This window comes from Bradyrhizobium sp. USDA 4454 (assembly GCF_054822705.1).
Map to the genome: position 1 here is coordinate 2677718 of NZ_JBTRCN010000001.1, position 20306 is coordinate 2698023.

Annotated in this window: 13 protein-coding genes; 7 read left to right on the top strand and 6 right to left on the bottom strand. The window is 62.8% G+C overall.

Annotated elements, in window-relative coordinates:
* The first annotated feature begins 360 nt into the window (after positions 1-360).
* A complete protein-coding gene (locus ACVIW0_RS12210; protein ID WP_461352558.1) occupies positions 361-3267 on the top strand; it encodes a beta strand repeat-containing protein in 2907 nt (968 codons plus the stop codon).
* A 147-nt stretch (positions 3268-3414) separates the two neighbouring features.
* Here the strand turns inward: ACVIW0_RS12210 and ACVIW0_RS12215 are convergent, their stop codons facing one another.
* Positions 3415-5100, bottom strand: a complete 1686-nt coding sequence (locus ACVIW0_RS12215; RefSeq protein WP_461352559.1) for a glycosyltransferase family 4 protein — start codon at positions 5098-5100, stop codon at positions 3415-3417.
* Positions 5101-5740: 640 nt separating this feature from the next.
* Here ACVIW0_RS12215 and ACVIW0_RS12220 point away from each other — a divergent pair.
* The 5 genes from ACVIW0_RS12220 to ACVIW0_RS12240 all read left to right on the top strand — a co-directional run bounded on the left by ACVIW0_RS12220 (position 5741) and on the right by ACVIW0_RS12240 (position 12832).
* Positions 5741-6865, top strand: coding sequence for a calcium-binding protein (locus ACVIW0_RS12220; RefSeq protein ID WP_461352560.1), 1125 nt, complete (start codon positions 5741-5743; stop codon positions 6863-6865).
* Positions 6866-7088: 223 nt separating this feature from the next.
* A complete protein-coding gene (locus tag ACVIW0_RS12225; protein WP_461352561.1) occupies positions 7089-7850 on the top strand; it encodes a hypothetical protein in 762 nt (253 codons plus the stop codon).
* Positions 7851-7885: 35 nt separating this feature from the next.
* A complete protein-coding gene (locus ACVIW0_RS12230; protein WP_461352562.1) occupies positions 7886-9217 on the top strand; it encodes a glycosyltransferase in 1332 nt (443 codons plus the stop codon).
* Entirely contained in the window at positions 9189-11363 is a 2175-nt protein-coding gene (locus ACVIW0_RS12235; protein WP_461352563.1) for a type I secretion system permease/ATPase, read from the top strand. The genes ACVIW0_RS12230 and ACVIW0_RS12235 overlap by 29 nt, the downstream gene beginning before the upstream one ends.
* Positions 11363-12832 carry an HlyD family type I secretion periplasmic adaptor subunit gene (locus ACVIW0_RS12240; RefSeq protein WP_461352564.1) on the top strand — a complete coding sequence of 490 codons (1470 nt, stop codon included), beginning with the start codon at positions 11363-11365 and terminating at the stop codon, positions 12830-12832. The genes ACVIW0_RS12235 and ACVIW0_RS12240 overlap by 1 nt, the downstream gene beginning before the upstream one ends.
* Positions 12833-12896: 64 nt before the next feature.
* On the opposite strand, the gene ACVIW0_RS12245 is transcribed toward ACVIW0_RS12240, so the two are convergent.
* From ACVIW0_RS12245 to ACVIW0_RS12255, 3 genes are all read right to left on the bottom strand, one after another.
* A complete protein-coding gene (locus ACVIW0_RS12245; RefSeq protein ID WP_461352565.1) occupies positions 12897-13691 on the bottom strand; it encodes an IclR family transcriptional regulator in 795 nt (264 codons plus the stop codon).
* A 214-nt stretch (positions 13692-13905) separates the two neighbouring features.
* Positions 13906-15639, bottom strand: coding sequence for an FAD-dependent oxidoreductase (locus ACVIW0_RS12250; RefSeq protein WP_461352566.1), 1734 nt, complete (start codon positions 15637-15639; stop codon positions 13906-13908).
* A gap of 10 nt (positions 15640-15649) precedes the next feature.
* The gene (locus ACVIW0_RS12255) at positions 15650-16849 is read right to left on the bottom strand and encodes an ABC transporter substrate-binding protein (RefSeq protein WP_461352567.1); all 1200 of its coding nucleotides are present in this window, start codon (positions 16847-16849) and stop codon (positions 15650-15652) included.
* A 353-nt stretch (positions 16850-17202) separates the two neighbouring features.
* On the opposite strand from ACVIW0_RS12255, the gene ACVIW0_RS12260 reads away from it, so the two are divergent.
* Positions 17203-18132, top strand: a complete 930-nt coding sequence (locus ACVIW0_RS12260; protein WP_461352568.1) for an aspartyl/asparaginyl beta-hydroxylase domain-containing protein — start codon at positions 17203-17205, stop codon at positions 18130-18132.
* Between the two features lie 149 nt (positions 18133-18281).
* Here ACVIW0_RS12260 and ACVIW0_RS12265 read toward each other — a convergent pair whose 3' ends face one another.
* Positions 18282-18437, bottom strand: coding sequence for a hypothetical protein (locus ACVIW0_RS12265; RefSeq protein ID WP_167350189.1), 156 nt, complete (start codon positions 18435-18437; stop codon positions 18282-18284).
* Positions 18438-18843: 406 nt separating this feature from the next.
* The gene (locus ACVIW0_RS12270; RefSeq protein ID WP_461352569.1) at positions 18844-20181 is read right to left on the bottom strand and encodes an MFS transporter; all 1338 of its coding nucleotides are present in this window, start codon (positions 20179-20181) and stop codon (positions 18844-18846) included.
* Positions 20182-20306: the final 125 nt, after the last annotated feature.

The window sequence follows — 20306 nt, forward strand, 5'->3', positions numbered from 1 at the left end:
TGCGGTTGCGAGTGCGCCGCAGCGTCTGCACAATCGTCGTGCAGACGACCGTTGACTCCCGTAAATCCTCTCGCTTAAATTGTTTCCATATTTATTATTTTGCTAATTATTGGAAAGGGGAGGGGGATCTCATTGCCGATTCGAGCCGGCTGAACGAGCCCCGATTGGATTTTCGTCACCTGATCAACTCAACGCACTAACTGAGCCAGCAGCTTTTTGCTGCTGCGCGACCGTCTTTTTTTGCTCTCACGGCTCTGTTTAGCCGATCGGCGATTCGCGCCGGTCTTCTCCTGCCGACATCCGTATTCCGCTGACTACTCGCATTGCACAACAACTTTTTGACCACGCAAGGGGATTATAATGGCCACATTTACAGGCACGCCAGGCAACGACACCGTAACCGGAACACCCAACGGCTCGAACACGAATGACACGCTGCAGGGACTTGCCGGTAATGACACGCTGATCGGTGGCGATGGCGCCGACTCCCTGGATGGCGGCACCGGGCAAGACTTTGCATCCTACATCGACGCGACCTCGGGTCTTAAGGCAAGCTTGGCAGATCCGAGTGTCAACACGGGCATTGCGACCGGCGACACCTACACCTCGATCGAAGGCCTGATCGGCAGCAACTTCAACGACACCTTGATCGGCAATGGCAACGGCGTTTTCCTGCAGGGCGGATTGGGAGCCGACTCGATTGTCGGCGGCTCGGCCAACGACTACGCCGACTACGTCAACGCAGCCAGTACCGGCGGTAGCACCGGAATTGTCGTCGATCTCGCCGATCCCACCCAGAACACCGGCGAAGCAGCCGGCGATACTTACTCCAACATCTCCAAGATCAGAGGCTCGGCCTTCAACGATACCCTGATCGGCGACGCCAACAGCAATACGTTGCGTGGTGGCCTGGGCGCTGACGTGCTCAACGGCGGCGGCGGTTTCGACTTTGCGTCCTATTCCGATGCGACAAGCGGCATCACGGCAGACCTGGCGGACCCGACCCAGAATACGGGCGAAGCTGCCGGCGACACCTATATCTCGATCGAAGGATTGCGCGGCAGCGACTTCGCCGACCATCTGATCGGTGATTCCGGAATCAACCTCCTGCAAGGTGGCCCTGGCGGCGACACGCTGGACGGCGGGGCCGGCTTTGACTACGCCGATTACATCAACGCCGCGACCGGGGTCAAAGCCGATCTGGCAGACTCGTCGCAAAATACCGGAGAAGCCGCCGGGGACGTCTACATCTCGATCGAAGCAATCAGAGGCAGCGCATTCAACGATACGCTGATCGGCGATGCCAACACCAATTTCCTGCGCGGCGGCCTTGGCGCGGACTCCCTCGACGGCGGAGCGGGCTACGACTATGCCGACTACGGCAACGCGACCACCGGCGTGCTCGTCGATCTCGCAAACAACGCGCTGAACACCGGCGAAGCTCTCGGCGACACGCTCACCTCAATTGAAGGCATCCAGGGAGGTGCCTTCAACGATACCCTTATCGGCGATGGAGGGAACAATAACCTGCGCGGCCAAGCCGGCGCAGATTCGCTCGACGGCGGCGCGGGCTTTGACTTTGCAGACTACGGCAACGCTGCGACGGCAGTGGTCGCAAGCCTCGCAACTCCGGGCGTCAACACCGGCGACGCCGCGGGTGATAGCTATACCTCGATCGAAGGCATCATCGGCTCAGCCTTCAACGACACGCTGACCGGAGACGGCGGCGATAACACCCTGCGCGGTGGCGCCGGTGCCGACGCGCTCGACGGCGGAGCCGGCAACGACGTTGCGGAATACGTCAACGCCACCGCCGGCTTGCTCGTCAGCCTCGCGACCCCCGCCTCGAACACGGGCGAGGCTGCTGGGGACACCTACACCTCGATCGAAGGACTGAGAGGGTCGAGTTTCAACGATACCTTGATCGGTGACGGCGGCGACAATCTGCTCGACGGTTTCGGCGGTGCAGATTCGCTCGTCGGCGGTACCGGGAATGATACCTACATTCTCGACAATGCGGGCGACACGATCACCGAGAATGTCGGCGAGGGTACCGACACGGCGGTGATTATCGGTAACTTCAACTACACGCTCGCTGCCAACGTCGAAAACCTCGCGATCGCGACGACCGCCAATGTTTCGGGCACCGGCAATGCATTGGCAAACGCCCTGTATGGCGGCTCGGGCAACAACACGCTGGACGGCGGGGCTGGCGCCGACACGATGGTCGGCGGGCTCGGCAATGACACCTTCTACGTCGACAATCCCGGCGACATCGTGGTCGAAAACACCGGTGAAGGCACCGACACTGTCCACACCACCATCAACTACAGCCTGACCCCCAACGTCGAGAATCTGATTCTGGACGGTTCGGGCAATCTCTTCGGCACCGGCAACGCCCTGAACAACGTCCTGACGGGCAATGCCGGCAACAACTCCCTTTACGGCGGTGACGGCAATGATACCGCGACCGGTGGCGCCGGAGCGGACGTTCTCGTGCTCGGCAACGGCGACGACTATGGCGATGCCGGCGACGGCAACGACTACATCTATGCCGGGGCCGGCAACGACGTCCTGATCGGCGGCACCGGTCTCGACGTGCTGCTGGGAGAGGACGGCAACGATGTGGAATATGGCGGATCCGGTTTCAACTATCTGTTTGGCGGAAACGGCACTGACACCCTGATCGGTTCGGGAGGCACGTCCGGTAGCGACGTCAACGTGATGTACGGCGAAGCCGGTACCGACTATCTCTATGGCGGGCAAGGCACCAACTACTTCTACGGCGGCGCCGGCGTCGACACCATGTATGGCGGCTCGGGCCTGAACATCTTCATCTCGTCGGGCGAGACCGACGGCAACGTCATCTACGGCGGTTCGGGCCAGAACTACGTCTATGGCTCGAACGGCGGCGATACGGTGACCGGCGGCAGCGGCGTCGACGTGTTCCTGATGGGCACCGGGGCCGACCAGATCACCGGCGGCGGCGGCGTTGACTATGCCTGGGGTGGTGGCGGCGCTGATACGTTCAACATCAACGACACCAGCCAAGAGGTCATGGTCGTCCAGGACTTCAATACGGGCGGCGTGAATGACTTCGTGAACTTTGCAGGGACATCGCTGCATTCGTTTGCTGATGTTCAGGCTGCCGAGTTCTACAACGCCGGGATCAACACCACGATCATCACCGACGCCGCCGGCAGTGCGGTCTGGTTGATCGGCGTCGCGCCGGCACAGCTCGATGCGAGCATGTTCAAGTTCAGTTGAGAATTGAGACCGGGCCCTGATCTCCGGTATTGACTGCAATACGCACCAAAGAAGGCCGCCGGTTGAGGCGGCCTTCTCATTTTTGATCCCGTTCCCGCGGGCCGGTGCGGTGAAGCCGCGAGCGGGCAGCCGCAGCCCGTTGCCGGATTACAGTTTGCTCGCGGAAGGCGTCGCGTGCGGTTTGGGCAAGAGCCTGAGAACGCCACACTTGGCGAGAATCATCACGGTTCTGTCCACGACATCGCGGGGTATGTCGGGTGTGTGTTTAACCAGCTCCGACATCGACAACGACGGACCATGCTCTTCAAATGCGTTGACGATGCCGTCCACGGCCTGCGGCCTGGTCAGCGTCTGTGCGGCACGACCGATACTTTCGGCTGACAGCCTGCGTTGCACTTCCTTGGGGTCCACGCCATCGCCGAGCGCGAACACACATGCGCCCTCGAGCGTTCGCGTCGGATAGCCGTTGAACATGGTGTACGGATTGAGCCGGTCCGGACGAACCGTTCCGGCTGGGACCGTGCCTTCGACTTTGCTTCGCCTGCGATCGGCGAGTTCGGTCCACAGCTGGCGATACAGCTTCATGATTTGCGACCAGTCATAATGATCGCGTGCGCGCTTCTGTCCCGCTGCGCCCATCTGTCGCCGCAGATCGGGATTGGCAAAGAGCGCGGCATAGGCGGCTGCGGCGGCAGGGATGTCGACGGCGATCATTGCGCTCGTCAGTGCGGTGTAGGTATCGTAGTTGTCGAAGCCGAAGTCTGCCCTCTCGACCAGGAATTCGGCCGAACCGGGTGGCAGGGTGAAGGTCGGTACCCGGAAGCCATCGGTGCCGTGACGAATGGTCTCCTTGTAGCCATTCCAGTCCGACACCACGACCGGCAGCCCCGCGGCCATTGCCTCGACCGGTGTAAGCCCGAATGTTTCCTGAAAATTGTCGGCAAGCGAGGTGAAAATATCGCCTGCCGCCCATGCGGCCTTGAGCTCCTTTGGCTTGCGTCCGTCGACAAAGATTCGTCGCAGTGACGGGCCGAATTCCGAGCACTCGCGGACAAAGAGCTGCTCGGTAGCGTCCTTGCCGAACCAACCCGCCAGCACCAGCACGACCTTATGTCCCTTGCTTGCCTGTTCCGCAGCCAGCAGCATCGGAACATGGTGGGCCTTGGCGTGGAAAGACAACCGTCCGACGTAGAGCAGGACGATCTCATCCTCGTCGATGCCCAGCATCTGCCTGGCGCGCTGCCTTTCGCCTTCGCGAAACGTGAAGTCGGCGCAGTTCACTCCGAGCGGTATGACCGGAAGCTGCGGGATCGGCATGCGGCGCGCGCCCAGCCTCGCCTTCAGGAACGCGGCCTGTGCCGAAAGCAACTGGTCGATGCTTTTGTGCACTGCGAGCGAGGTGCAGATCACGGCATCCCAATGCTCGAGCGGACTGAGGGGCATCGACGACAGCATGCCCATCGCGACATGCGTCATCGTCGTGTGCGTGATGCCGCACAGGCTGTAGGCGCGGGGCGAATGCCGTGCCCGTCGCCAGGCATACTGGCTGAGGCCGGGATCGGGCAGATACAGCAACCCCGGTTCGCCAAGCCGACGGTGCGCCGGCGGCGGCAGCCATTCGATGGTGGTGGTATCCGATCCGGAACGCCGGATGTCGGTCGCGAATTGATCAACAAATTCCCGCTTTGGCGTGTAGCAGAACAGCCGTTCCGGTTTCTCGCGCGCGAGCGCCCTGAGAAATCCGGCGCCAGCGGCCTGGCGTCCCATGATGCGCTTGTCGCCAAGCGAGTAGGCTTCGGGAAGGTAAGAGATCGCGGCAGTCGGAAACGACATCTGATTATCCAAAATCAATTAAACCGGAGACTGATATCAGGAGAGGGCAAGATATTGGAACCCGGTTTCTTTTTGCAATGTCCTTGAACCTGCAACCTGCGAGCGATAGCGTCTTTGGCCGAGACCGTGTTAGCGTAGCGGTCTATTGCAAGTCCGGCCTCCGCGGCCATTTTGATGGGCGACGTCGATGCTGCGTCGCCGAACATTTTAGCCGGCTCGACCAAGAGCCGGATATTGACGGAGTTGTTCCATGGTGCGTAGCGACATGGCGTTCTGGTGGGGCGAGCCGAGTGTGAGCGCGACCACATTAACCGGCGGCGACTTCCTCTATTGTTAGCGGGCAAGACTCGTTCTGGGCTGCGGCTAGCCGGAGCCCACGTGTTCGCGACTTCGGCACTTGGTGCCAATGCCGGTCGTCCAATTCCACCCGGCTTTGAAAGTTAAGGAAGGTGTTTTTTCGTTTCCATTGAACCTCGTACCCAGCGCCGATACCAAAACAGTTGGATGCTAGGTTAACGGCTTGTTTTTAAGCCGGCCTCTTGAGGTCGGTTCGTCAGGGCAGCTCCCAATTTGATTCTGCTGCTGCCTTCAGGTTTTTTGGCTGGCTCGACCAAGAGCCCATATTGATGGAGAATATTCTATGCCCGTGTTTTACGGCGATAGCACCGACAACAGCGTCAGCGATTCCGCAGGTTATGATTCACTCTACGGTGGTCAGGGCAACGACACGCTGGGAAGCAGCATCGTTGGTTTCGACTACTGGGAGGGCGGCCAGGGCAACGACTACCTGTATGCGCTGTGGACCAGCACGGCCTACGGCAATTTCTACGGTGGTGACGGCAACGATTTCATCCAGGGTGGCAATAGCGCCGCTTTGCAATACGAGTATGGCGGCAGCGGCGACGACTATATCCAGGAAGACAGCGGCGGTCTGACCACGCAGGCCCACGTCCTCGATGGCGGCGCTGGCCGTGACGCAATGTATGGTTCGAACGGCAACGACACGATCTACGGCGGCGACGGCAATGACAGCGGCGCCAATATCGTGGCCGCCGGCTTCCCCGTGGCGCCGGGCCTCTACGGCGGCGTCGGCAACGACGTCCTTGCCGGTGGCGGCGGCGATGACCTGCTGTTCGGCGGCGACGGCAACGATTTGGCGTATGGCGGCACCGGCAACGATACGGCGTATGGCGGGAACGGCAGCGATACGCTGGTCGGAAATGATGGCACCGATCTGCTCGAAGGCGATGCCGGCAACGACTGGATCTACCTGAGCGCCGGCGACCTCAGCAACGCCTACGGCGGAACGGGCAACGACGTCCTGATCGCCACCCAGGGCTCGGTGGTCGAGAACGGCGACGACGGCAACGACGTCATGTACGGCTCGAAGAGCAACGACTATTTCTACGGCGGCAATGGCGACGACACCATGTTTGGCGGTGACGGCGTCGACGTTCTGCTCGGCGGCGCCGGCAACGACTATTTCGATGGCGGCACCGGCGTGAACTACTATTTCGGCGGCGGCGGCAACAACATTTTCGTCTCCAACGATGTGCCGGGCGTCGAGGTGGTTCAGGACTTCAACGCCGCCACGGACATCGTGGCGCTGAATGGCACGGGCTTCAGTTCGTTCGCCGATGTGCTGTCGCACTCCTACCAGAACGGTGCCTACTTTGTCGTCCAGGTCGACAGCGACACTGCGGTGTGGCTGAACGGCCAGACTGCAGCCACGCTCACAGCGGCCAATTTCTCGATTGGCAGTTAACGCGAAGGGGCCCGGGAGTTCTCTCCCGGGCCCCTTTCGCGGCCGCCAATCGGAACTGGATGGTCCCAGACCCCCGGTTTTCAGATCGAAAGCGCCCGTCCGCTCTCGTAGCGGCCGGGCGCGGAGTGTTTCTCACCGTGTTTTTGCGGAGGTCGCTGCGGTGGGGGTGTCAATTGCAGAAGCCGGGCCAGGCAATCTATGATGGCCAGCAGAGGTTCAGGGGATGTTTGATTTTTTGAAGAAGAAGGTATCGCTCAGCCGGGCCGTCGAGGTCGGCTGGACGCTTGATACCACCAAGGCCACCTTCATCTGGGAGGCGCCGAGCCGGCTCACCCGGGAAGAGAAGCGCACCTCGCACGCCAAGAGCGTGTCGTTCTGCCCCGCCGTGATCGATCACGACTCACGGCTATTCCAGGTCAATTGCCCGGTCGACATTCAGATCCGTATCGACATTGATCCGAAGACCAACGAGCCAAAGCTGCGCAGCACGGCAGGCGACATGGCCACTATCCGGCCGAAGGCGCTCGCGGAACTTGTCCGGCTCAATTCTCCAAAGGAATGGCGGCATCCGAAGCGGCCGATCCTGCAAATTGCGAGCCCCTACATCTTCCTGGCCGATGAACTCGCCTACATGATGCAGTTGCCTGCCTTCAATCACTACTATTCGACGCCGTTGCCGGGCGTGATGATCGGCGGCCGGCTGCCGATTCATATCTGGCCGCGTCCGATGATGTGGGCGTTCGAATGGCACGATATCAGCAAAGAGCTGGTGCTGAAGCGCGGCGACCCGTGGTTCTACGTTCGCTTCGAATTCCAGGATCCGACCCGGCCGGTCCGCCTGGTCGAGGCGGACATGACGCCGCAGCTGCGCGAGTACATGCAGGGTGTATCGTCCGTTACCAACTATGTCAGCCGAACCTATTCATTGTTCGAGACCGCCAAATCGCGGCGGCCGAGGACGTTGCTTATTGAGAAGCAGCGCTAGGAAGTCATTTCAAACCGAACATAAACATAAATGCCATGCGCGTTCTTTTCATACACCAGAACTTTCCGGCGCAATTCAGACACATCGCGCAGCTCTTGAAAAAGTCCGGCGACGAGGTCCTGGCGCTCTGCGATAGCCGTAACACCAGGCCGGAAATCGTGCCGGTCCGGCGCTATCGCTTCAATGAAGAAAATATCGGCAAGCCCTCTCCGCTGGCGGCTTCCTTCTCGCAACACGTGGTGCGTGGACGGCATGCCGCCGACGAAATGCTGAAGTTGAGGGATCAGGGGTACGTTCCCGATCTCGTCTTCGGCCATGTCGGGTGGGGCGAAGCGCTCGCGGTGCGCGACGTCTGGCCGTCGGCAAAGCTCGCGGTCCACGCCGAGTTCTACTATTCGGCCGACGGTGCCAATATCGGTTTCGATCCCGAGTTCCGCGCGACGTTGACGTTCAATGAACGCTATGCCGCGCGCCTCAACAACGCACCGATCCTGCTCGCGATGACCGACGCCGACGCTGCGGTCGCTCCGACGCAGTGGCAAAAGGCGCGATACCCCTCGCATCTGCAATCCAAGATCCAGGTGCTGCACGAGGGCATCGACACCGACGTGGTGGCACCCGATCCGGCGGCGACCTTCGTCCTGCCGAACGGCCGGACGCTCGGCGCCAAGGATGAAGTCATTACCTTCGTCAATCGCAATCTCGAACCCTACCGGGGTTATCATATTTTCATGCGATCGCTGCCGGCGATCCTCGCAGAGCGAAAGAACGCCCAGGTGGTGATCGTGGGAGGCGATGGCGCGTCCTATGGACCGAAGCCGAGGGACGGCCGCAGCTGGAAGAACATCTTCCTGGAAGAGGTGCGGGATTCGCTGCCGCTCGATCGCGTGCATTTCGTCGGATCGATCCCGTACGACAGATTCGTCGCGCTGATGCAGATATCGAGCGCGCATCTCTATCTGACCTATCCGTTCGTGCTGTCCTGGTCGATGCTGGAGGCGATGAGCGCCGGCGCGCTGGTGATCGCCTCGAAGACGGCGCCGGTGGAGGAGGTGATCGTCGACGGCGAGAACGGACTGCTGGTCAATTTCTTCGACGCGGAACGGCTCGCCGAGCTCACGATCGAGGCGCTGGCAGCGCCGTCGCAGTTTCAGGGCCTGCGGAAAGCCGGGCGCCGCACCATCGTCGATCGGTACGATCTGAAGCGGCGCTGCCTGCCGGAATGGTTGGAATTTGTTCGACAGTTCGATCCGGCCAGGATTGGCAAACCGGCAAGAGCAAGCGTCGAACGGGTCCTTGGTGTTGAAAGCGGTATTGCGGTTGTAGCAAGGGATAGTCATGACGTTGCAATCAGCAATCCGCGATGACGACGCTCCGGCGTCGGTCGAAAAGGTCGACACGGGCCTGTATTCCGTGGCGCTGGTGGCGGGCTATTTCCGCATCGCCGCCGATCCCCGGCAGCTCGGCCACGAACTGGGGCTGGCCGGACGCATGGCCGAATCCGCGGACCTCGTTGCGGCCGCAAAACGTTTGGAGTTGAAGGCGCGCTGGATCACCAACGCCACCGCGAAGCGCCTGACAAGGTGTCCGTTGCCGGCCATTATCGGGCTCAAGGAAGGCGGCTTCCTGGTGCTCGCGCCCGGCGCCAAGACCGGCCAGTTCCGTCTGGCCGACCCTGTGCGCCGCGCCACCGCCGAAGTCGATCTCGAGCAATTGTCCCAGCAATGGAACGGCGAGATCGTGCTGGTCACGCGGCGGGCCGGCGGCGCCGGCGTCGATCCGAAGACGTTCGGATTCAGCTGGTTCCTGCCGTCGATCTGGCGTTACCGGCGCGTGCTCTCGCACGTCTTGCTGGCGTCGTTCTTCGTGCAGATATTTGGCCTGATCACGCCGCTGTTCTTCCAGCTCGTGGTCGACAAGGTGCTCGTTCACAAGGCGATGTCGACGCTGATCGTGCTGGTCGTCGGCATGGTGTCGCTCGGCCTGTTCGAGGCGACGCTGCAATATCTGCGGACCTATGCCCTGAGCCATACCACCAACCGCATCGATGTCGAGCTCGGGCGGCGGCTGTTTCATCATCTGTTCCGGCTTCCGATCGCCTATTTCGAGACCCGTGCAACGGGCCAGACGATAGCGCGCGTGCGCGAGCTCGAGACCATCAGGAACTTCCTCACCGGCCAGGGACTGACGTCGCTTCTCGACCTGTTCTTCACCTTTGTCTTCGTCGGCGTCCTGTTCCTCTATTCCGTGCCCTTGACGCTCGTCGTGCTGGCGACGCTGCCGCTCTACATCATCATCGCGGGCCTGATCCGCCCGTTCCTGCGCGAGAAGATCCGGGAGAAATTCAATCGCGGCGCGCGCAGCCAGCAATTCCTGGTCGAGTCGATCGTCGGCGCACTGACGCTCAAGGCGGCCAGTGTCGAGCCGATCATGCAGGCGGAGTGGGAGGACCGGCTGGCCGCCTATGTCCGCACGTCCTTCGAAGCGTCGATGCTGGGCTCCGTCGGGCAGAACCTGATCCAGTATGTCGGCAGGCTCACCACGGCGATGATCCTGCTATTCGGCGCGCAGGCGGTGATCTCGGGGTCGATGACGGTCGGCGAATTGATCGCCTTCAACATGATCTCGAGCCAGGTCCTGCAGCCGATCTTGCGTCTGTCGCAACTGTGGCAGGATCTGCAGCAGGTTCAGGTGTCGGTCGAGCGGCTGGGCGACATTCTCAACACGCCAGTCGAGCCGATCCCGGCGAGCCTGCCGACCTTGCCGCCACCGAAAGGCGATATCGAGTTGCGCGAGGTCTCGTTCCGCTATCAGCCTGGCCGCCCCGAGGTTCTGCGCAACGTCTCGTTGCGGTTGAAGGCCGGCGAAGTGATCGGGATCGTCGGGCCATCGGGCTCGGGCAAGTCGACCTTGACCAAGTTGATTCAGCGGCTCTATCTGCCGGAGCGTGGGCAGGTTCTGCTCGACGGCGTGGACGTGGCGCAACTCGACCCGAGCTGGCTGCGCCGGCAGATCGGAGTCGTGCTCCAGGAAAACCTGCTGTTCAACCGGACGATTCACGAGAACATCGCGCTGGCCAACCCCGCCATGACGCGTGCGCAGGTGATGCACGTCGCGCGTCTGGGCGGTGCGGACGAGTTCATCGGGGCGCTACCGCAGGGCTATGACACGATGATCGAGGAGCGCGGCAGCAACCTTTCGGGCGGGCAGCGTCAACGCATCGCCATCGCCCGCGCGCTTGCGACCAACCCGCGGATCCTGATCCTCGACGAAGCGACCAGCGCGCTCGATTACGAGAGCGAACGCATCATCCAGAACAACATGCGCGCCATCACCAAGGGCCGCACCGTCATCATCATCGCGCACCGGCTCGCCGCGGTACGGCCATGCAACCGGATCATCGGCATGTCCGACGGGAAGATCGTCGAGCAGGGAAATCACGACCAGCTGATTGCAAACAGCGGCAGCCTCTACGCGCGTCTGTGGTCGCTGCAGAATGATTGGACAAAGTGATGGGCAAGGACGTCACGCCGGTTCGCCAGGCTCTCTTTCCGTTCAAGTCGGACGTTCGCGGTCCCGACCGCGAGTTCCTGCCGTCCGCGCTCGAAATCCTGGAAACTCCTGCGTCGCCGGTCAAGGTGGCGCTGATGCTCACGATCTGCGCGTTCGTGGCAGCGGCGCTTGCCTGGTCGGTGTTCGGCAAGCTGGACGTGCATGCCGTGGCGCTCGGCAAGATCGTTCCGTCCGGCCAAACCAAGTTCATCCAGCCTTTCGACCCGGGAACCGTGGTCTCGCTGTCGGTGAGCAACGGAATGCATGTCGAGGCCGGACAGGAGTTGATGACATTTGATGCCGCCGAGGCGGAGGCCGAGGCCAGGCGGCAAAGCGAGGCGGCGAGCGCGCTTCGCGCGGAGGTCGCGCGGCGGAAAGTGGCGATCGATCAGGCCAAGGCCTGGCCGCTCAAGCCGCTGCTCCCGGTTGCCGAGATCGAATGGCAGGACGATGTACCGCCCGGTTTCCGCGGCCGTGAGACGCGTGTCCTGGCGGCGGACGTGTCCCAGCTCGCCGAGACCCTCGGGACGCTGGAGAAGCAGATCGCGCAGAAGCACGCGACCCGCGAACGTCTGAACATGAGCATCGCCTATCAGACCGAGCTGATCAAAACGCTGCAGGACCGCGTGGCGGTGCGCGAGGCATCACTCAAGCTCGAGGTCGGCACCAAGATCAACCTGTTCGATGCGCTGGAGTCGCTGGACAAGTCACGATCGTCGCTTGCCAGCGACAAGGGCCAGCTGCTCGAGACCGAGGCCGCGATCGCCGAACTGGGCGCCGAGAAGGACAAGGATCTCGCGACATTCATCGCTGACAACAGCACGAAGCTTGCCGACGCCGAGAAGAAGCTCGACGACGCCGTGCAGCAACATGCCAAGGCCAATACCAAGCTGGCCCGCACCAAACTGCTTGCCCCGACCTCCGGTACCGTACAGGGGCTTGCCGTCACCACGCTCGGCCAGGTCGTCACCACCGGCCAGCAGCTCCTCAGCATCGTCCCGGACGGCGGGAAACTGCAGGCCGAGGTCTACGTCTCGAACACCGATATCGGGTTCGTCAAGGTCGGCCAGGACGTCGTGGTCAAGGTCGATACCTTCCCGTTCACCCGCTTCGGTTCGCTGCACGGCAAGGTCATCAACGTGGCCAATGATGCGATCGATGAACAGACGGCTCGACGCCAGCAGGCAAATCCGACCAGCACCGTGAATGCGATGGCAAACCAACCGGGCGCGCCCGGGCAGCCGCAGAATTTCGTCTTCCTCGTCACGGTGGCGCTGGAGGAGACGGCGATGAAGATCGATGATGCCATCATCCCGCTCACGCCGGGCATGACCCTGACCGCGGAAGTCAAGACCGACAACCGCCGCGTCATCAGCTATCTGCTCTCGCCGCTCACCAAGGTCACGTCCGAGGCCTTCAGGGAGCGTTGAGCCAATACTCGCCTGCGGCATAGGAACGAGCAGGCTTTCTCCCGACCGGAGGGGACAGCCTTCATCAACTTGATGCCTGCGACATGCCATGTCCCAACTGGCGCGAGATATCGCCGGCACAGTTGCGTAGCGCACTCGCGATCGCGCTGTCCCAGCCGGCATCGAAGGTGCCTTCCGGCCCCATCGCGGTGATGACCAGCGCGACGTGGCCGGCGTGATCAAACACCGGCGCGGCGAAGGCGTTGACGCCGGGCAAGGGATCGCCGATCGCCCGCGCGAGCCCGCGGCTGCGGACTTCGGCAAGGATCTCCGTTGCCTTTGCGCTGACCGACTCGCGTTTTGGATTGTAGCCAACGCCGAGGCGATCGAGGCCGCTGTCGAGCGCCGTCCTGATCGCGTTCGGCGGCATGAAGGCGGCGAAGGCTCGGCCGGTCGCGGTCTCCAATAGCGCCACCACCGAGCCGACGCGCATCGCGATATGCACGGGATGGCTCGGCTCCTCGAGCCGTACCACGGTCGCACCGTGGGTGCCCCACACCGACAGCGACACCGCGTGATTGATGCTGTCGGCGAGCGCGGCGATCCTGGGCGTCGCGATGCGCACGGCGGACTGACGGCGCAGGCTGATCAGCCCAAGTTCGAGCGCCAACGCGCCGATCTCGTAACGGCCGGTGGTCTCGTCCTGCTCGATCAGGCCGATCCGGGAGAAGCTGACGAGATAAGGATGCGCCTTGGCCGGCGGCATGCCGGCCTCGCGCGCGAGATCGCGCAGCATCATCGGCTCACCGCTGCGGGCGAGCGCGCGAAGCAATTCTCCGCCGACCTCGATCGACTGTATGCCGCGGCTTTCTCTGGTCATGTGCCCCTGTTCGCGTTCGTGCGCTCGCACTTAGCAGGAAACCATGCCATCTGCGAGACGTCAGGCGCGGGACGTCGTTGCGAGCGACACGTCTCCACCCGTCATCCTGAGGAGCCCGCGAAGCGGGCGTCTCGAAGGATGCACGGCCCGGCTGGTGGCCGATTCATCCTTCGAGGCTCGCCCAGCGGCGCAAGTGCGCCGCAAGGCTCGCACCTCAGGATGACGGGACTCGTGCCGCGCTTCTTTCTGCCGCGGCACCCGCAATATGCTTGCCCGCGATATAGCCGAAGGTCAGAGCCGGGCCGAGCGTGATGCCGGCGCCGGGATAGTTGCCGCCCATGATGCTCGCCATGTCGTTGCCGACGGCATAGAGGCCTTCGATCGGCTGGCCGTCGGCGTCGAGCGCGCGGGCATTGGCGTCGGTCCGAATTCCGGCATAGGTGCCGAGATCGCCGATCACCATCTTGATGGCGTAGAACGGCCCGTGCTGGATCGGCGCGATGCAGGGATTGGGCCCCTGCAGCGCGTCGCCCTGATAGCGGTTATAGGCGCGCGAGCCCTTGCCGAAAGCAGGATCGCGTCCCTCTGCCGCGGTCGTGTTGAACTCGGCGACGGTTGCCTCGAGGGCTTTCGCATCGATGCCGGCTTGCGCGGCAAGCTCTGCCAGGGTCGCGCCCCGTTTCAGGTAGCCGGTCTTGAGATGATAGCCGAGTGGCATCGGGCGCGGCGGCACGCAGCCGAGGCCGTATTTGCGCAGCGTCGCATGATCGCACACGAGGTACGCCGCGACCTCCTCGCCGGGCTTCGCCGCCTTGATCATCGCCTGCACGAAGTCGTGGTAGGAATTGCCTTCATTGGCAAAGCGCCTGCCGTCGGCCATGACGGCGATCACGCCCGGCTTGGCGCGATCGATGAAATGCGGCATCACGCCCTTCGAGCCATCCTTGCGCGTGGTGACCGAGACCGGCACCCAGGCCGCGGCATTCGGCAGCGAGTCGTCGATGCGGCCGCCGGCGGATTCCGCGAGCCGCAGGCCGTCCCCGGTGTTGCCGGTCGGACCCGGCGAATAGTGTTCTTTTCCCGTGGGCGCATGCGGAAACATCTTCTGCCGCCGCGCCACGTCGTGCGGAAAGCCGCCGCAGGCGAGCACGACCCCGCGCTTCGCATTGACGCGGATGGCGCGGCCTTCGCGCACGACCACCGCGCCGCGCACCACGCCGTTCTCGACGATCAATTCGCGCACCGGCGAATTGAGCCAGAGCGGAATTTTGAGGTCGAAGGCGGATTTCGCCAGCCGTCCGGCCAGCGCATTGCCGTTGGTCAAGGTCATGCCGCGGCCGTTGCGCATCACGTCGATGGCGTGCTTCGACAGCCGCTTGGCGACATAGGCGGCCGAGGTCAGCGACCGCGTCGCGCGCATGAAATGCACGATCTCCTTGCCGGAGCCGAGCATCATGCCGAACACGGTGAGCTCGGGCAGGGGGCTGCCGAGATCCTTGAGGGCCGGCCCAAGCTCGTGGGCGTCGAACGGCCGCGTCACCATCGAGCGGCCGCCCTGCGCGCCGCCGGGCGCTTCGGCGTGATAGTCCGGAAAGGTCAGCGGCATGTCGAAGCGCACCGCGGTCTTGGTGGTGAAGAAGTCGACCGCCTTCGGCCCTTCGGTCAGGAACGCATCGACGCGCGCGGCGTCGAAGCGGTTGCCGGCCTCGTGGCGCAGATAGGTTCTGGCCTGGTCGGGGCTCTCCTCGATGCCCCAGGCCTTGGCCAGCGAGGTGCCGGGAATCCACAGCCAGCCGCCGGAACGCGCGGTGGTGCCGCCGAAGCGCGGCTCCTTCTCGACGACGAGGACCTTCAGGCCATGATGACCGGCGGTGACCGCCGCCGACAGCCCGGCGCAGCCGGAGCCGACGACCAGCGCGTCGCATTCATAAGTTTCTTCGTTGGCCACGCGATCGATCCTATTTCTTGAGCAGCGGGCACTTCGACTCGGAGACCGGGCGGAAGGCGTCCTCGCCCTTCACCGTCTTGATGATGTCGAGATAGTCCCACGGCTCCTTGGATTCCGAGGGCTTCTTCACCTTGGCCAGATACATGTCGCGGATCACGCGGCCGTCCTCGCGCAGCCTGCCGCCATGCACGAAGGTATCCTCGATCGGCAGCTCGCGCATCTTGGCCATCACCGCCTTCGGATCGTCGGTGCCGGCGGCCTGGATCGCTTTCAGATAATGCAGCACCGAGCCGTAGACGCCGGTCTGGATCATGGTCGGCATCACGTTGGTGCGGGCGAAGAATTTCTTCGACCAGGCGCGCGTCTTGTCGTCCATGTTCCAGTACGAGGCCGTCGTCATGTAGGTGCCCTGCGCGGCGTTGAGGCCGATCGCATGCACGTCGGTGTCGAACATCAGGAGGCCGACCAGCTTCTGGCCGCCCTGCACGAGGCCGAACTCGCCGGACTGCTTGATCGAATTGTCGGTGTCCTGGCCGGCATTGGCGAATGCCACCACGTCGGCCTTCGAGCTCTGCGCCTGCAACGCAAAGGAGGAGAAGTCGGCGGTGTTGCTCGGATGCTTGACGCCGCCGAGCACCTTGCCGTCCATCGCGTTGATGAAGCGCGTCGCATCTTTCTCGAGCTGCTGGCCGAAGGCATAGTCCGCGGTGATGAAGTACCAGGACTTGCCGCCCTCCGCGATCACCGCCGACGCCGTCACCTTGGACAGCGCGTAGGTGTCGTAGGTGAAGTGCACGGTGTTCGGGCTGCACAGCTCGTCGGTCAGCGAGCTCGCGCCGGGACCGGACAACAGCGCGATCTTGTTGCGCTCGCGCACCATGTTGTGCACGGCGATTGCGATGCCGGAGTTGGGAATGTCGACGACGGCGTCGACCTGGTTGTTGTCGAACCAGCCGCGCACAATCTGGACGCCGACATCGGTCTTCATCTGGTGGTCGGCGGAGATGATCTCGATCGGCTTGCCCAGCACGGTCGGGCCGAATTCCTCCACCGCCATCTTGGCCGCCTCGACCGAGCCCGGGCCGGAATTGTCGCGGCCCCAGCTCGACAGATCGGTCAGCACGCCGATGCGCACGACGTTATCGGAAATCTGGGCGTGCGCGGTCGTCGTCATTGCCGCCAGAATGGCGGCCGCCAACAAATGTCTCATCAATCCTCCCGTGGATGTCCGCATCTTCGGCGGGCAGCGCAGAATTAGTTATTATATAATTGGTTTGTCAATGGCGAATTGTCCTGTGGAAATGTTGCCACACCGGCACTTCGTTGAATGAGGCGATGCTTCACATTTGGTGAGCAGACGCTTACATGGTTTATCCGGGATGGCCCGGCAGCAGGCTTCGGCTCGCGCAGAGCTTGCGGCAGTACCAAGTAGCTACGAAACAAGGGGATTTTCGCAGGACGGCGGCGCGCTTTGCCGCCCGGGCTGAGCCACCCGTCACCCGGGGCAGGCTGCGGCGGGGCGGTGCATCAAGGGTGTCTGCGGGCTGCGATCATAGACGGATCATGTTGAGACAGCTCTTCGCGCCGCAGCTCGTCATTCTTTACATGCTGGTGGCCTCCACGCTCTACGTCCACTTCCGCGGCAAGCAGCGGCTCCGCTTCGCCCGCCAGCTCGGCGATCACTCGACCTATCTCGCGCCCTACAATGTGCTGATGTATGCGGGCTCCGCGGTGCCCAACACGCCGGTGATCCCGGTCGAGCAGTTTCCCGAGCTCAAGAAGCTCTCCGACAATTGGCAGACGATCCGCGACGAGGCCACGCGGCTGTTCGACGAGGGCTTCATCCGCGCCGCCGCCAAGAACAACGACTGGGGCTTCTATTCGTTCTTCAAGAGCGGCTGGAAGCGCTTCTACCTGAAATGGTACGACGATTTTCTGCCGTCGGCGCGCACGCTGTGCCCGCAGACGGTGGCGCTCTTGAATTCGATCCCGAACGTGCACGGCGCGATGTTCGCGATGCTGCCGCCCGGCGGCAAGCTCGGGGCGCATCGCGATCCCTTTGCCGGCTCGCTGCGCTATCACCTCGGCCTCGTCACGCCGAACTCGAATGAGTGCCGCATTCTCGTCGACGGCGTCGAATGCGTCTGGCGCGACGGCGAGGCCTTCATGTTCGACGAGACCTTCATCCACAGCGCCGAGAACAAGACCGACGTCAACCGCATCATCCTGTTCTGCGATGTCGAGCGTCCGATGAAGTACGGCTTCATGACCCGGATCAACCGCTGGGTCAGCCACAACATCGTCAAGGCGTCGGCGACCCAGAATGTCGACGGCGAGCATGTCGGCGCGCTGAACAAGGTGTTCGGCAAGCTCTACGAGATCCATCTCGCCAGCCGCAAGGTCAAGGAGTGGAACCGGAACGTGTATTACACGCTGAAATATTCCGCGACCGCGCTGATCCTCGGCCTGATCGTGATGTCGGCGCTGCGCTGAAACGGTAGGGCGGATTAGCGGTAGCGTAATCCGCCGTCGCGCTGCGGACGAGATGGCGGATTACGCTTCGCTAATCCGCCCTACGAATCTACGATTCCTGGAAAAGCAAAAGCCCCGGAGCATGCTCCGAGACCCCCGACGTAGCAGCGTCAGTCGCGCTCGAACACCTTGGCGCCGGGGTAGACCCGCCGGGCGTACGCGACCACCCACTCGCGGTCTTGGGTCTCCAGGAACGGGGTTCGGATCTTGCAGGAGCCGACGATGAGGTGCCACAGGCCGTCAAGCTTCTGAATGTTGACGATCATCCGAGTATTCCTTGCAGAATCCGCGTTCCAGTTGGCATTGCATCCGCGATCGTCTCGCGATTAGCACTTCGGAGCAGTGATCCCGATCACGGAACTCATGTGCATCCGTCGGAGTAGTCGCGAGTTTAAGAATCGCTAGCTGTCGCTCAACTGTACGCGCGTCGGCACAGAGCATCACAAGGAATGACGACAACATACCAAGGTATGTTGTGGACGCGCCGATCCTCACGCCGCGGTGATGTCGAAGCCACGCTGTCGTGAATGGTAGGGCGGATTAGCGAAGCGTAATCCGCCGTCGTGCTGCGGATGAGATGGCGGATTACACTTTCCGCCTTCGCTCGTTGAGCTACGGCGGACGTGGTCGGCTCATCCGCCCTACGATTGCTCCGCTGCCTCGCGCTCGGAATTACGGCTCCCGATTGGCCCCGACACCGAGTGAGCCGATCGCGTCGGACGCGGCATCCATGTCGGCCGCCGTGATCGGCTGGTCGACGATGAACAGATAGCATCCGGCCGAGACGACGCCGATTAAGGCGCCGACGACCAGCGCCGGCACGAACGAACCCGTCTTCTGCACGATCAGGCCGGTCACGGTCGGCGCCAGCGCGCCGCCCAGATAGCCCCCGAAATTCTGCACCGAGCCGATCGAAGCGGTGCAATTGGTCGGGACCGCGACCGAGCTCAAGGCCCAGGCGCAGGTGCTGGTCACATAGACCAGGAACAGCGAGATCGAGATGAAGGCGATCGCCAGCGCGTTGCTCTCGACATAGGCCGCGGCCACCGTGCAGGCGGCGGTGCCGAGCAGGGCGATCGCAGCCGGATAGCGCCGGCTCCGCAGCGGCTCGACGCCGCGCCGCACCAGGAAATCGGCGATGTATCCGCCGATGACGCCGCCGACCACGCCGCAGGCGAACGGCACTGCGGCGGCCCAGCCGGTGTATTTCACGCTCATATGGCGTTCGATCTCAAGATAACCCGGCAGCCAGGCGGTGTAGATCCAGGTCAGGTAGATGCAGCCGAAATAGCCGAAGATCATGCCCCAGGTGGTGCGGAAGCGGAACAGAAGCGACCAGTCGCGGAACGTGACCTTGGTGCGCCGGCCGGGCGGATCGCCCTGCGTCCGGTACGCATTCTCCTGCGCCGTGAGCGCAACCTGCTCGGGGTTGCGATAGAGCAGGTACCAGCAGGCGGCGACGACAAGGCCGGCGACGCCCATGATCACGAACATCGCGCGCCAGCCGAAGCTCAGCATCAGGTAGGTCAGCAGCGGCACGGCGATCGCGGTGCCGAGCGATGACGCGCAATTGAAAATGCCGGTGGCAAGCCCGCGGTCGCGCTGGTTGAACCAGTCGCGGACCACGCGCGCGCCGGTCGGAAATTGCGGGGCTTCGCCGATTCCGAGCAGGACGCGAGCGCCGAAGAACTGGCCGAAGTTCTGCACCAGGCCGCCGGCGAGCTGCGCCAGCGACCACAGGCTGAGGCCCATGGTGAGCAGCAGGCGCGGGCCGAGCCGGTCGACCATCGCCCCGGTGGGCAGCTGCGAGAAGGCGTAGGCCCACAGGAACGCGGAGAGCAGATAACCCATGTCCGCAATGGACAATCCGAGTTCCTCGCGGATCAACGGATTGGCCACCGCAAGCGTCGCGCGATCGATGTAGTTGACGACCCCGGCAACGACCAGCAGAACCAGCGCGACGCGCTGAATCGATTTCAGACGTGGCGTCGCAAACTGCATTCCCGACATGATTCGTGTTTCCTCACCTGTTGTTTTGCCGGACAGTATCGGCGCAGGTGGCGTCGAACCAGAACGGAAGTTGCCAAGCCTGCGTTGCGATTTCGACATGGACGATCGACATCGACCAAATGTTG